This window comes from Streptomyces sp. NPDC048565 (assembly GCF_040650935.1).
Lineage (GTDB): Bacteria > Actinomycetota > Actinomycetes > Streptomycetales > Streptomycetaceae > Streptomyces.
The window spans coordinates 159,636-173,402 of sequence record NZ_JBEZIH010000008.1 but is presented as its reverse complement, the minus strand read 5'-3'; the positions used below and the strand labels follow the sequence as shown (position 1 = coordinate 173,402).

The following is a 13,767-nucleotide window of genomic DNA, read 5'->3' as shown; positions in this document are numbered from 1 at the left end:
CCGCACGACGCGAGCTCACCGTACGACGCGAGCGCAACGCACGACGTGAACGCACCGCAGGACGTGAACCGGCAGGACGTGAAGTGAACGCACCGCAGGACGTGGGTACATCGCCGAAGGCGGGCTCACCGCGTACACCGGCACCCCGGGGGGAAGCGCTGCCGCGCGCGGAGCGCGGCAGCGGCCCCACCGGGGTGGCCGTCCTGGTCCTCCTTCTCGTCCTGACCGCGCTGGTGGGCATGTGGCACCTGACGCAGGGGACGTCGGGCGTCGGGTTCGGCGACCTGGTGCGGTACCTCGCGGGGGACCGGGACAGCACCGGCGGGGCGCCGGTCGGCGAGATCCTCACCGGATCGCGCCTGCCGCGCCTGCTCGCGGGCGCGGCGGTGGGGATCGCCCTCGGCTCCGCCGGCGCGCTGCTGCAGTCCGTCACGCACAACACGCTCGCCTCCCCCGACACCCTCGCGGTCTCGGCCGGGGCCTACTTCATGCTCTCGCTCGTCGCGGCCTTCGGTCTCTCCGTACCGCTCTGGGCGTCGGGCGCAGTCGCCTTCGCCGGCGGCCTGGCAGCGGCGGCGGTCGTACTGGCACTCGCGGGCCGGTCCGCCGGCACGTCGGGCACCCGCCTGATCCTCGCCGGATCGGCGATGGCCATGGCCCTGGACTCGGCGACCGCGATGGTCCTCATCCTCTTCAAGCAGAACACGACCGGCCTGTTCGCCTGGGGCAGCGGTTCGCTCGCCCAGCTGAACATCGACGCGTCCGTACGCGCCTTCCCGCTCGTGGCCGTCGTGCTGTGCGTCGCCCTGGCGCTGTCCCGGCGGCTCGACGTGATGAACCTCGGTGACGACGCCGCGTCCACCCTCGGGGTGCCGATCCGGGCCACCCGCGTGACCGCCGTGATCTGTGCGGTGCTGCTGTCCAGCACCGCGGTGACACTCGCGGGCCCGATCGCCTTCGTCGGCCTCGGCGCCCCGGTCCTGGCGCGACTGCTCGCGGGACGGATCAAGGCGCTGCGCCCGCACCTGCTCCTCGTACCGGCGGCCGGGCTGCTCGGCGCGCTGCTCATCCTGCTCGTGGACGCGACACTGCGCGCCGTGCAGGGCGCGGACGGAGCGGCCTCCATACCCACCGGAGTGCCGACCGCGCTGCTCGGCTCGATCGTGATCGTGGTCCTCGCGCTCCGCCTGCGCGACACGGGCCGGATCGTGCGGCCACCGCACGCGCGGGTCGCCGCACGGTCGCGCCGCGCGTTCCTCCTGGTGGTGCTGGGAGCGGTGGTACTCCTGATCGTTGCGGCCGTCGTGGCGGTGCTGGCGGGGAGCCTCTGGCTGCGAACGGGGGACATCGGGCTCTGGGTCCAGGGAACCGCCCCCGACCTGATCGGGCAGGCGCTCGACGACCGGGTCCCGCGCGTGATGGCCGCGATCGTCGCCGGCGCGGCACTCGGACTGGCCGGATGCGTCGTACAGGGCGCGGTACGCAACCCGCTGGCGGAGCCGGGCATCCTCGGCATCACGGCGGGCGCCGGGCTCGGCGCGGTGTGCATCGTCACGTCGGGTCTGTCCGGCGGACGGCCGCTGCTCATCGTGGCGGCGATCGTGACAGGTCTCGCCACGTTCGCGGTGATCGCCCTGCTGTCGTGGCGCGGAGGCTTCCTGCCCGACCGGTTCGTGCTGATCGGCATCGGCTGTGGATACGGCATCAACGCCATCACCACCTTCCTCCTGCTGCGCGCCGACCCGTACAACACGCCCCGGATCTTCACCTGGCTCTCCGGGACGACGTACGGGCGCACGTTCTCCGACGTCGTACCGGTCGTCGTGGCGCTGGCGCTCGCGCTTCCCCTGCTGCTCGCCCTGCGCAGCCGGCTCGACCTGCTCGCGGTCGACGAGGACACCCCGCGCATCGTCGGCGTCCGGCCCGCACGCGTGCGCTTCACGGCCCTGACGGTCGCCGCGGTGCTGGCGGCGCTCAGCGTGATCGCCGTCGGTGTCGTCGGCTTCGTGGGACTCGTCGCCCCGCACCTCGCCCGCTCACTGGTGGGCGCCCGGCACGGACGGTCGATCCCGGTCTCGATGCTGCTCGGCGCGCTGCTGGTCTGCGTGGCCGACGCCCTCGGCCGCACGCTCGTCGCACCCTCCCAGGTGCCGGCGGGTCTCATGATCGCCCTGGTCGGTGCCCCGTACTTCGTGTGGGTGCTCCGGCAGTCCCGCGCATGACGCACCCGCCCCCCATCCTTCGCCCCCTTCGACCCGTCAGGAGCACCCGTGCGAAGCGTCGTCGTCCCCTTCGACCCGGACACGTCACCGGACCCGCTGAGCCGATTCGGGCACGAGGTGCCGGAGCGATGGAAGACGGTCGACCGCTCCGCCCACGCCCCCCGCATCGTGGCCGTTCCTGGCGAGGACGCTGACGACTGGATCGCTGCCGCGCTCGTGACGGCGCGCCCGCACACGGGGTACCTGAAGATCGTCGACGTCGTCGGGGATGTGCGGGCAGCCGTCACGGCCGTCGTCGCGCACGCGCGCGAGCAGGGGCTCGTACAGGTCAAGTGGGAAGGGTGGACGGCGAGTCCGGAGGACGCCGCCGCTGCCGGCTTCGCCCCGCTGCGTCCTCCGTCCGTGCCGCCGGAGGACGGGGCCGGGCCCGCCGCCGGTTACGTCCGCTGGCTGCGCGACGGCGCGGGGACCGAGCCGCCGTACCACCCGGAGACCGAGCCGCCGCACTACCCGGAGACCGAGACCGAGCCGCCGTACTACCGGCAGACCACGCACTTCACGTGCGGCGCGGTCACCGCCCTGGTGGCGCAGGCGCACGCGGGAACGCTGCCGGGGGAGGGGGCGGCGCTCGACCGCGAGGCGGAGCTGACGTTGTGGCGCGGCGCGACCAACTTCCCCGCGTGCGAGCCCGTCGGGCTGGGTGTCGCCGTGCGCCGGGCATGGCCGACGTCCCCCGTCACGATCCACCTCGATACGGACCTGCCCGTCCTGCTCGACCACTACGCGGCGGAGGAACAGGAGTGGCGTGCCCTGCTCCAGCGCACCTCGCGTACCGAGGCCGGGCGGATCGGCGTCCCGGTCGACCCGAACCGGCTTCCCCTGGCCGGGATCCGGAGCGCGATCGGCCGCCGGGAGCATGTGCTGCTCCTGGTCTCGCTCGACGGGATGCAGGGGTTCGACGTGCCGCACTGGGTGCTCTGCCACGGCGTCGTACCCGGGGCCGTCGTGATCGAGGACCCGTGGGCCCACGCGGTCGCGGGGGACACCTGGGTCGACGCCCATATGCTGCCCGTCCCCGACGCGTCGCTGGACACCATGTCGGCCATGTCGTCGGTGTCCGTGGACGGCTTCCGCGGGGCCGTGACCATCGGCCGCCCTATCCCCAGATCCGGCCCACCAGCGGCTACGCCGACCCCCGGGTGCGTCACACCGGGCCGGGCCCCGGGGCCGGCTCCGAGCAGGAACCGGAGCGTTCCACCAAGCTGACGGCCCGCCTCGTGCTGGCGATGAGCGTCGTCATCGGTCAGCTGTGGGCGCTGGCCGAGGTCGTCAGCGTCCGGATGGGGGGCGACACGGTCACGGCCTGGTGGGGAGCCGGTTTTCTGTGCCTGTCCGTCCTCGTCGTGCTGGGGCTGTGGCTGCTCGACCTCAAGGACCGCTGAGCTCGGCCGTACTCTGGAGGTATGAGTACCGCCCCCACCTCCGGACCGCGCGAGTCGAAGCCGCCGAAGCCACAGCAGCGGCCACCGCAGGAGTCCGGGCCCCGGCCTCCAGCTCTGATCTTCGACGATCCGTTGGACCGGCAGTCCACGGACGACACGGACCAGGGGTGGGGCGAGCGGGCTCCTGCCGGCGGCGGCGCTGCCGACCTGGCCCGCTTCCTCGACGAGAAGCCGCCCCACCACGTCTGAGCCTGTCCTATTCGGCATGGGACACCGCCACTGCGAGCTGCCCCGACGCACCGGCCCCCGCCAGAGCCGCCGCGGTGTCCCGCTCCACGGACAGGACCACCAGCGCGCCATGGCCCATGCCCGCCCCGCCGTCGGCCGCCAGGAACGGCGTCTCCCCGTCCGCCGGTCCCTTTCCGTCAGCCCCTGGGAACGGCGCCTCCCCGGCACCCGCACCACGCGAGCCATCCGCCGAGACGTGCGAGCCAGAGCCGTCCGCCGCACCACGTGGGACTTCCGGCGCACCGCGCGGGACCTCCGCCACCCGTACGTCGCGCGCCACCACCTCGGCCTCGGTCCCGCCGTCGCCCGCGGCGATCACATCGACGCGATCGCCCGGCCGCAGCAGCCCGACCGTCGCCGCGTCGGCGATCCGCACCGGAGCTGACACCAGCTGTACGGCCGGCCTGTCGGGCCCCGGTGGCGCGCTCCCGGCGACGGCGGCCGCCCCTCTCTCACCGACCGCACCCGAAGCCGCGAGCACGGCGGAGGCCAGCGCGAAGCCCGCCGCCAGCGCCCGGCGCTGCCCGCGCAGGACCCTCCTCAGCCGCCGTCCACCGCCGCCGCGCACCCGCAGGGGCCCGAAGGGCGGGACCCCGCACGGCGCGGGAGGCGCGGGAGGCGCGAGGGAAGCGGGATGTGTATCGGGAACCGAGGGGAACATGGCCAACACCACCTGCCGTGAGGGGAGTCCCGCGGGCGGCCCCGCCGGATTCCCTCACGATCCACCCTCCGCGGAAATCCTGCCCTGACCTGTGGACAGCCCGCCCGATGTGGACAACTCGGCCACCCGCACGCGCCGGCCCGAGGCAGTTCGACCCCGTGTCGAGCCCGCGCTACGGCAGCGTGATTGCCGTGTCGAGCCCGCCCTACGGCAGCGTGATTGCCGTGTCGAGCCCGCCCTACGGCAGTGCGATCCCCGTGTCGAGCCCGTCCAGCGCGTGCGCGCAGACGCAGTCACGGTCCTTGGTCCCGGGCAGAGCGGCGACCGCGTCGAAGAGCACCGACCGCAGCCGGTCCACATTGGCCGCGAACACCTCGAGCACCTCCGTGTGGCTGACGCCCTCACCGGCCTCGGCCCCCGCGTCGAGGTCCGTCACCAGCGTCAACGTCGTGTAGCAGAGGTTCAGTTCACGGGCGAGCACCGCCTCCGGGTGTCCCGTCATCCCGACGACGGACCAGCCCATCGCGGCATGCCAGCGCGACTCGGCACGGGTCGAGAAACGCGGGCCCTCGACCACGACCAGGGTTCCGCCGTCCACCGGCTCCCAGTCGCGGCCACGTGCCGCCGCCAGAGCCGCCTTGCGGCCGTCGGGGCAGTAGGGGTCGGCGAAGCCGAGGTGCACCACCTTCGGCTGGGTCCCGTCCGCCAGGGGCTCACCGTCGTAGAACGTCTGCGTGCGGGCCTTGGTGCGGTCGACCATCTGGTCCGGTACGAGCAGGGTGCCGGGGCCGTACTCCGGTCGGAGCCCGCCGACCGCGCACGGGCCGAGCACCTGGCGCACGCCGACGGAGCGCAGCGCCCAGAGATTGGCGCGGTAGTTGATCCTGTGCGGCGGGAGATGGTGGCCGCGCCCGTGGCGCGGGAGGAAGGCCACCCGGCGGCCGGCGAGCTCACCCAGGAAGAGGGAGTCGCTCGGAGCCCCGTACGGGGTGTTCACCTGGACCTCGGTCACGTCCTCCAGGAAGGAGTAGAAGCCCGATCCGCCGATGACACCGATTTCCGCTGTACCCGTTTCTGCGTTCACCATGCGGTCACACTACGGGCCGTCGCGCCACGGGCCGCTGCACCGCGGGCAGTTCCGCGCTGCCGGGCGGGCACGACAAGGACCCCGCCGGGTCGATCGGCGGGGTCCTTGCGAAAGGCGTGGTGTACGTGGGTGGCAGACGGCCTCAGGCGGCCGACGAACCGCTCGACGACGTGGAAGAAGCCGAGGAGGGGGACGAGGAAGCAGCCGAAGCGGCCGGCTTCGCGTCCGACGTCGACGATCCGGCGGACGAGTCCGACCCGGAAGACGAATCCGACGCCTTGTCCGATCCCTTGGAGGACGACGTGGCCGGTGTGCTGCTCGACGAGGAGCCACGGCTGTCGTTCCGGTAGAAACCGGATCCCTTGAAGACGATGCCGACGGCCGAGAACACCTTCTTGAGGCGTCCTTCGCAGTTCGGGCACACGGTCAGGGCATCATCGGTGAACTTCTGCACCGCTTCGAGGCCCTCGCCGCACTCGGTGCACTGGTACTGATAGGTCGGCACTTGCTCCTCCTGGCACTCTCACTCAATGAGTGCTAACGACGTTCTATAGTGACCTATTCCGCGCGATCAGTCCACCGTGACCGGCTCTCGGTGACCGATCCCACGCGCCACGGTCCGCCCTCCGTGTCTCGGTGTCAGTCGTGAACGCAGGGTCAGCAGGGTCGCCAGCGCCAGTGCGGTGCCGGCCAGCGGGACCACGAAACCGGTGCTCGCGCCATGGGTGTCAGCCAGCTGTCCCGCCGCCGTGACGGCCGCCGCCTGGCCGAGCGCCACCGCACCCGTCAGCCAGGTGAAGGCCTCGGTACGCGCGGACGCGGGCACCAGCGCGTCGACCAGGGTGTAGCCGCTGATCAGCGCGGGCGCGATGCACAGTCCGACCAGCAGTCCGAGTCCCGCCAGCAGCGGTACGGAGTGCACGGCCCAGAGCCCGGACGCGGTCAGTGTCAGGGCCACGTAGCCGATGATCAGCCGGCGGCGCGGGCTGCTCTTCCACGCGATGGCCCCGCAGGCGATGCCCGCCAGCATGTTGCCGGCCGCGAATATCCCGTACAGCAGCCCGTTCACACCGGGCCGTCCGATCTCCTCCGAGAACGCCGTCAGGGAGACCTGCATGCCGCCGAAGACGGCGCCGATGCCCAGGAAGGTGACCGCGAGGACCCGGACCCCGGGCACGGAGAGCGCCGAGCGGTGCGGTTCGGCCGCCGTGGCGGCGACACGGGGGGCGGGCTGGGTGGAGCGCTGGGCGGCGAACAGCGCGCCGCCCAGCAGCGTCAGCGCGGCCTCGGCGATCAGTCCGGCGGCCGGGTGCACGCCGGTGCACAGCGCCGTCGCGAGCACGGGTCCGACGACGAAGGTGAATTCGTCCGTCACGGACTCGAAGGCGGTGGCCGTCACCATCAGCGGGGACGCCGGGCGCCCCGGTGCCGCGCCGAGCCGGGCCGCCCAGCGGGCCCGCACCATCGGCCCGACCTGGGGGATGGACGCACCTGTGGGCACCGCCGCAAGGAACAGCGCCCACAGGGGCGCGTCCGCGAGGGCGAGCGCCGTGAGGGCGCCGACGGATGCGGCGTGCGCGAGGACGCCGGGCAGCAGCACGGCGCGCTGGCCGAACCGGTCGGCGAGCCTGCCGCTCTGCGGCGCGAACAGGGCCATGGAGACGCCGGACACGGCGGCCACCGCGCCCGCACTGCCGTACGAGCCGGAGGTGTGCTGCACCAGGAGCACGATGCCGATGGTCAGCATCGCGAAGGGCTGCCGGGCGGCGAAGCCCGGGAGGAGGAAGGTCCACGCACCCGGGGTGCGCAGCAACTGCCCGTAACCGGGGCGGTCGGAGACCGTGGACGCCACGGTCCTTGCCTTTCTGCCGCCTGGTGGCCGTGCTCCCTGGCCGGCCCGCGCCGGGGCGCGGTGGGCGTGCGGGGGCTGCCGAGAGCTGTCCTCTTCGCGCGGGACTGCGGTAGATGCCGGGCGCTCGCCCGGAGGCGATGAGGACGCCACGACCGCCATACGGTCGCGCCAGCTCTGCGTCAGGCAGAGTTGGTCGACGTTGGTCGACGTTGGTCGACGTTGGTCGACGTTGGTCGACGTTGGTCGGTGTTGGTGAATGGTGTCGATCAGGTGGGTAAGTCACTGGATCAGAAGATCCAGTCCTTCATCTTACAGGCCCCAGCCCTGCCGCACCTGCGATTCTGTGCGGGCCCCGGCTGCATCGAGTCCGCCGCGGGTCAGTGACGCGCGGCCTTGCTGCCGTCGGCCTTGTCGCCTGGGCGGCTCTCGTCGCCCTTGCCCAGCTTTCTGGCCAGCTTCGCGAGGCCCGGCACCTCCACCACGGCGTCGTCCGGTCCGTCCGTCCCGCCCGTCCCCAGCCAGCCGGCCAGCTTTCCGCCCTGGCCGACCGCCCGCAGCCGGGCCTCCGCCGCGTCGCGCACCGGGTCGGTCGCGACGACCAGCAGCTCGTCCCCGCGGTGCAGCACGGTCGACGGCGCCGGGACGAAGCTCTTGCCGTCCCGTACGACGAGGGTGACCGCGGCCCCGGCGGGCAGCCGCAGCTCCGCGACCTCCACGCCGTGCATCTTGGACTTGCCGGGGACCGCGACGGACAGCAGATGGCCGCGCAGCCGCTCCAGGGGGGCCGACTCGATACCGAGGTCGGCGGTCTCCGACGGGGCGTCGGAGATCTTCAGGGTCTTCGCCAGCCAGGGCAGCGTCGGTCCCTGGATCAGCGTGTAGACGATGACGAGTACGAAGACGATGTTGAAGACCCGCGTGCTGCCGTCGACCCCGGACACCATGGGAATCGTCGCCAGGACGATGGGTACGGCGCCACGGAGGCCGGCCCACGACATCAGGGCTTTCTCACGTCTCGGCAGCCGGAACGGCGCCAGGCTGATGAAGACCGACAGCGGCCGGGCGACGGCGGTCAGCGCCAGCCCCACGACCACGGCGGGCCAGAAGTCGTCGACCAGGTCGTGCGGGGTGACCAGCAGACCGAGCAGGACGAACATGCCGATCTGTGCCAGCCAGCCGAGTCCGTCGGCGAAGCCCCGGGTGGCCGGCCAGTGCGGGAGCTTGGAGTTGCCGAGGATCATGGCGGCCAGATAGACGGCCAGGAAGCCACTGCCGTGGGCCATGGCGCCCGCCGCGTACGCGGTCACCGCGACGGCCATCACGGCGATCGGGTAGAGCCCGGACGCGGGCAGCGCGACATGACGGATCCCGTAGGAGCCGAGCCACCCCACCGCGAGGCCGATCGCCGCGCCGATGGCCAGCTCCAGGGCTATCTCGCCGATCAGGACGTACCAGTGCTCCACCGGGCCGACGGCGGAGAAGGCCACCACGAGGATGACCACGGGGGCGTCGTTGAAGCCGGATTCAGCCTCCAGGACACCGGTGATCCGGGAGGGCAGAGGGACCCTGCGCAGGACGGAGAAGACCGCCGCCGCGTCGGTGGAGGAGACGACGGCGCCGACGATGAGGGCCTGCCGCCAGTCGAGACCGACGAGGAAGTGCGCCGCGGTCGCGGTGACACCCACGCTGACGCCCACGCCGAGGGTCGACAGCATGGCTGCCGCCGGCAGCACGGGTTTCACTTCTTTCCACTTCGTGCCCAGGCCGCCCTCGGCCAGGATGACGACCAGGGCGGCGTAGCCGATCACCTGCGTCAGCTCGGCGTTGTCGAACTTGACGTCGAAGATGCCGTCCTGCCCCATGACAATGCCGATGCCGAGGTACAGGAGCAGGCTGGGGAGCCCGCTGCGGGACGAAATGCGTACGGCCACCACGGCGACCAGCAGGACGAGTGAGCAGACGAGCAGAAGTTCGTTGAGCGTGTGGACAGTCAGGGTCCGTTCCTTCCCTGCGTACGCCTTCCGGATCGACCTCCGGGCGGCCAGTACTTCGTTACCTTACCTAATCGTTAACGTTTTCTTGACGCCTTCGAGTGTCCGTGCGAACCGGTGCGCAAATGGATGCATCCCCATACCGCGTCCGAGTGGCTTCGGCGGGGCGCTTATGGTTGCTCCTGCACTCCCAGGACCACCCTGCCCCTCGAAGGACAGCGATGCCCGCCAACACAACCGCCCCTTCCGGGTCTTCCGCTGCGAAGAAGGCCGGCAGGAAGAAGGGGCGACGCGCCCGCCTGCTCGTGATCGTCCTGGTGCTGGCGCTTGTCGCGGGTGTCGGATATGGCGCCTACTGGTCCGTTTCCACGGTCAGGGCCTCCTACCCGCAGACCACCGGGTCGATAGAGATGAAGGGTCTTTCCGGCGACGTCGAGGTCAAACGCGACGACTACGGGATCCCGCAGATCTACGCCGACACCGACAGCGACCTCTTCCGCGCCCAGGGCTTCGTCCAGGCCCAGGACCGCTTCTGGGAGATGGACGTACGCCGTCACATGACCTCCGGACGGCTCTCCGAGATGTTCGGCGCCGACCAGGTCGGGACCGACTCCTTCCTGCGCACGCTGGGCTGGCGCAAGGTCGCGCAGGAGGAGTACGACACGGTCCTCGACGAGGACACCAAGAAGAACCTCCAGGCGTACGCGGCCGGGGTGAACGCGTATCTGGACGGCAAGGACGGCAAGGACATCTCCGTCGAGTACGCGGCGCTCGGCCTGACCAACGACTACAAGCCCACCGAGTGGACCCCTGTCGACTCGGTCGCCTGGCTGAAGGCGATGGCCTGGGACCTGCGCGGGAACATGCAGGACGAGATCGACCGCTCGCTGATGACCAGCAGGCTCAGCGCGAAGCAGATCAAGGACCTGTACCCGGACTACCCGTACAAGAAGAACAAGCCGATCGTCGAGGAGGGCGGGATCTCTCCGGCCACCGGCACGTTCGACCCCGAGGCGAACCCGTCGGACGACATCGGCTCGCAGACGATCGAGGGCGCCACCGAAGGACTGAACACCCAGCTCTCCTCGCTCTCCGACACCCTGGACCAGATCCCGGCGCTGCTCGGCCCCAGTGGCAACGGCATCGGATCGAACTCCTGGGTCGTCTCAGGCAAGTACACGACGACCGGTGAACCACTGCTGGCCAACGACCCGCACCTGGCACCGCAGCTTCCCTCGCTCTGGTACCAGATGGGGCTGCACTGCCGTCAGCTCTCGGACTCCTGCCAGTACGACACGGCCGGTTACACGTTCTCAGGGATGCCCGGTGTGATCATCGGCCACAACCAGGACGTCGCCTGGGGCTTCACCAACCTCGGCGCGGACGTCACCGACCTCTTCCTGGAGAAGGTCTCCGCCGACGGCTACCAGTACGACGGAAAGACCAAGCCCTTCACCACCCGTGTGGAGACCATCAAGGTCGCGGGCGGCAAGAGCCGGAAGATCACCATCCGCGAGACCAACAACGGCCCCCTGGTCTCCGATCGCGACACCGAGCTGGAGAAGGTCGGCAAGAAGGCCCCCGTCACCACCTCCGCGCCCGACCGGGGCGAGGGGTACGGCGTCGCCCTGAAGTGGACGGCGTTGCAGCCGGGGAAGTCCATGGACGCGGTCTTCGAGCTCAACCGGGCCAAGGACTTCACGAGCTTCCGTAAGGCCGCCTCGCACTTCGAGGTGCCGTCGCAGAACCTCATCTACGCCGACACCGACGGCAACATCGGTTACCAGGCGCCCGGCACGATCCCGGTCCGCCTGCAGGGCGACGGTACGAGGCCGAGCCCAGGCTGGAGCTCGAAGTACGGCTGGGAGAAGGACCCCATCCCGTTCGACGAGCTGCCGTACGAGTACAACCCGGACCGTGGCTACATCGTCACCGCGAACCAGGCGGTCATCGGCAAGGGTTACGAGCACATGCTCACCAAGGACTGGGGATACGGCACCCGCAGCCAGAGGATCAACGACCTCATACAGACGAAGATCGACGGCGGCGAGAAGATCTCGACCGACGACATGCAGACGATGCAGATGGACAACCAGAGCGCGATCGCCGCGCAGCTGGTGCCCGAGCTGAAGAAGATCTCCATCTCCGACAAGAGCGTCCGCGAGGCGCAGAAGCTGCTGGAGGGCTGGGACTACACCCAGGAGTCCGACTCGGCGGCGGCCGCGTACTTCAACGGTGTCTGGCGCAACATCCTCAAGCTGGCGTTCGGCGACAAGCTCCCCAAGGAGATGCGCGCAGAGGACGACTGCATCTATGTCGAGCCGGTCGCCGGCACCGGGCCGGTGGACGAGCAGAAGAAGCTCGTACGCGAATGCGGACAGCGTGCCCATGACGCCGCGCAGCCGGACGGCGGTGACCGCTGGTACGAGGTCGTCGAGAACATCCTGGACGACCAGGACAACGACTGGTGGAAGGTCCCGGCCAAGGGGCGCGACAAGGCCATCGACAACCGTGACGAGCTCTTCGCCCGCGCCATGAAGGACGCGCGCTGGGAGCTGACCGCCAAGCTCGGCAAGGACATCACCACCTGGAGCTGGGGCAGGCTGCACCAGCTGACCCTGCGCAACCAGACGCTCGGCAAGGAGGGCCCCAGCCTTCTTCAGCGGGCACTCAACCGGGGGCCCTGGGACCTCGGCGGCGGCGAGGCGGCCGTCGACGCCACCGGATGGAACGCGGCGGGCGGCTACCAGGTCGTCTGGGTCCCGTCGATGCGGATGGTCGTCAACGTGGGCCAATGGGACAAGTCCCGCTGGATCAACCTCACCGGAGCGTCCGGACACGCGTTCAGCGCGCACTACACCGACCAGACCGGCAAGTGGGTCGACGGTGAACTGCTCAACTGGTCCTTCGGGGCTCAAGCGGTGAACAAGTCCACCGTCGACACCCTCACGCTCAAGAAACCCTAGGGCCCCTCAGCCGCCGCCCGAGTAGGAAACCAGGCGCCCCTGGTTGATGAGGGATGCCGCCTGTTTGAGGTGGCGTACGCGGATGCTGACCGTGTAGGCGTCGATGTCGGTGATCGCGGCGAGGCTCGTCGTCAGGTAGCGGTAGAAGTCCTGCGTACCGGTGCAGATGACGATGCACATGAGGTTGTGCTCGCCCGCGATGGCAGCGGTGAAGGCGACCTCCGGGTGATGGACGAGGTCGGAGCCGACCTGGTGGAGGTGCGCGGGGGCCGTCCGCAGCCACAGGGTCGCCTGGAGGTTCCAGCCCAGGCGCTGGGACAGCAGGTCCACGTCGAAGTAGAGGGTCCCCGCCTCCACCAGGGTCTCCATACGGCGCGCTACACGGCTTGTCGACCATCCGGTGAGCTGGGCCAGCCGGGCATGGCTCGCACGGCCGTCCTCGGCGAGCGCGGCCAGCAGGGGCTGGTCCTCCTCCTTCGGCGGGACGGGCGTGCCCGGTGAGGGCCCGGGCCGGGTCTCGGGTCGCGATTCGTGCGCGGTCAGCAGTGCGACCGCTTCCGCGCTCAGCGGAGGCCCGAAGCCCGCCCAGTGTGCCCAGGGCGCGTGGAAGGGGTGCAGCAGGAGGGACATGTCGACGCCGAGCACTCCGGAGGAACGCTGGAGACGGCGCGGCAGCAGGTCCGGGCCGCGGTCCTCGGCGATCGGCGCGTGGAGGGTGCAGATGATCTCCGCGCCGCCCGAGGCGAGGTGGGCGTAGGACACGTCGGGCCGACGGGTCAGCGCCTCAGCGATCGCGTCCACCCGGTCCGGACGGCAGGTCACGCGCGCGACCCAGGTGGCCCGGCCGTGGACCGCCGGATCCACCAGGCCCACCACGCGCACCACTCCGCGGCGCAGCAGCGCCTGGAAGCGCCGCGCCACCGTCTGCTCGGACACTCCCGCGACCTCGCTGATCAGGCGGAACGGCGCCCGGGGCGAGATCTGGAGGGAGTGGAGGATTTGTGCGTCCACCGGGTCGACCATGGAGTGAATATCTCTCTTTCGAACTCATGGTGCAATTTTGCCGCGCAGAGGGTGTTTGGAGGGGGTAGTCAGGTGCCCCTTGCCTGAGACTGGTCGACGGAATCAGATGCGGCCGTACCGCGGAGCGCGGGGCAAGGAAGCCCGGCGCCGCGACGGCCGGGCGTGGGAGAGCGGGCAGACCCGAGCCGTACGGCGTCGGGAGCGCCCCGACCACGCTCCGTTTCGTCGTCTCGTC

General features: G+C 70.9%; 10 protein-coding genes and 1 pseudogene. 5 read left to right on the top strand and 6 right to left on the bottom strand.

The window, feature by feature from the left end; genetic code table 11:
* Positions 1-83 precede the first annotated feature (83 nt).
* From AB0C75_RS12775 to AB0C75_RS12760, 4 genes and pseudogenes are all read left to right on the top strand, one after another.
* Positions 84-2,222 (top strand): iron ABC transporter permease, encoded by a 2,139-nt coding sequence (locus AB0C75_RS12775; RefSeq protein WP_362889911.1) that lies wholly within the window; start codon positions 84-86, stop codon positions 2,220-2,222.
* Positions 2,223-2,270: 48 nt separating this feature from the next.
* Positions 2,271-3,488, top strand: a complete 1,218-nt coding sequence (locus AB0C75_RS12770; protein WP_362889909.1) for a peptidase C39 family protein — start codon at positions 2,271-2,273, stop codon at positions 3,486-3,488.
* Positions 3,380-3,664 (top strand): annotated as a pseudogene (locus AB0C75_RS12765) (hypothetical protein); the annotation flags it as partial. The gene AB0C75_RS12770 and the pseudogene AB0C75_RS12765, both read left to right, overlap by 109 nt.
* A 21-nt stretch (positions 3,665-3,685) precedes the next feature.
* Positions 3,686-3,913 carry a hypothetical protein gene (locus tag AB0C75_RS12760; protein WP_362889907.1) on the top strand — a complete coding sequence of 76 codons (228 nt, stop codon included), beginning with the start codon at positions 3,686-3,688 and terminating at the stop codon, positions 3,911-3,913.
* A 7-nt stretch (positions 3,914-3,920) separates the two neighbouring features.
* Here AB0C75_RS12760 and AB0C75_RS12755 read toward each other — a convergent pair whose 3' ends face one another.
* The 5 genes from AB0C75_RS12755 to AB0C75_RS12735 form a co-directional block, all read right to left on the bottom strand.
* Positions 3,921-4,613 carry a hypothetical protein gene (locus AB0C75_RS12755; protein WP_362889905.1) on the bottom strand — a complete coding sequence of 231 codons (693 nt, stop codon included), beginning with the start codon at positions 4,611-4,613 and terminating at the stop codon, positions 3,921-3,923.
* Positions 4,614-4,851: 238 nt separating this feature from the next.
* Positions 4,852-5,700: an S-methyl-5'-thioadenosine phosphorylase gene (locus tag AB0C75_RS12750; protein WP_362889903.1), complete on the bottom strand. Its 849-nt coding sequence runs from the start codon at positions 5,698-5,700 to the stop codon at positions 4,852-4,854.
* A 142-nt stretch (positions 5,701-5,842) separates the two neighbouring features.
* On the bottom strand, positions 5,843-6,205 hold the full coding sequence (locus tag AB0C75_RS12745) for an FmdB family zinc ribbon protein (RefSeq protein ID WP_362889901.1): 363 nt from the start codon (positions 6,203-6,205) through the stop codon (positions 5,843-5,845).
* Between the two features lie 66 nt (positions 6,206-6,271).
* Positions 6,272-7,552, bottom strand: coding sequence for an MFS transporter (locus AB0C75_RS12740; RefSeq protein WP_362889900.1), 1,281 nt, complete (start codon positions 7,550-7,552; stop codon positions 6,272-6,274).
* Positions 7,553-7,929: 377 nt separating this feature from the next.
* On the bottom strand, positions 7,930-9,486 hold the full coding sequence (locus AB0C75_RS12735) for a potassium/proton antiporter (RefSeq protein ID WP_362889898.1): 1,557 nt from the start codon (positions 9,484-9,486) through the stop codon (positions 7,930-7,932).
* 278 nt (positions 9,487-9,764) lie between these two features.
* On the opposite strand from AB0C75_RS12735, the gene AB0C75_RS12730 reads away from it, so the two are divergent.
* The gene (locus tag AB0C75_RS12730) at positions 9,765-12,509 is read left to right on the top strand and encodes a penicillin acylase family protein (RefSeq protein ID WP_362889896.1); all 2,745 of its coding nucleotides are present in this window, start codon (positions 9,765-9,767) and stop codon (positions 12,507-12,509) included.
* Between the two features lie 6 nt (positions 12,510-12,515).
* On the opposite strand, the gene AB0C75_RS12725 is transcribed toward AB0C75_RS12730, so the two are convergent.
* On the bottom strand, positions 12,516-13,532 hold the full coding sequence (locus AB0C75_RS12725) for an AsnC family transcriptional regulator (RefSeq protein WP_362889894.1): 1,017 nt from the start codon (positions 13,530-13,532) through the stop codon (positions 12,516-12,518).
* Positions 13,533-13,767: the final 235 nt, after the last annotated feature.

Excerpts from the sequence above, each read along its gene's own strand:
- AB0C75_RS12725 (WP_362889894.1), bottom strand. The coding sequence starts at position 13,532 with ATGGTCGACCCGGTGGACGCACAAATCCTCCACTCCCTCCAGATCTCG.
- AB0C75_RS12755 (WP_362889905.1), bottom strand. The coding sequence starts at position 4,613 with ATGTTCCCCTCGGTTCCCGATACACATCCCGCTTCCCTCGCGCCTCCC.
- AB0C75_RS12750 (WP_362889903.1), bottom strand. The coding sequence starts at position 5,700 with ATGGTGAACGCAGAAACGGGTACAGCGGAAATCGGTGTCATCGGCGGA.
- AB0C75_RS12760 (WP_362889907.1), top strand. The coding sequence starts at position 3,686 with ATGAGTACCGCCCCCACCTCCGGACCGCGCGAGTCGAAGCCGCCGAAG.
- AB0C75_RS12730 (WP_362889896.1), top strand. The coding sequence starts at position 9,765 with ATGCCCGCCAACACAACCGCCCCTTCCGGGTCTTCCGCTGCGAAGAAG.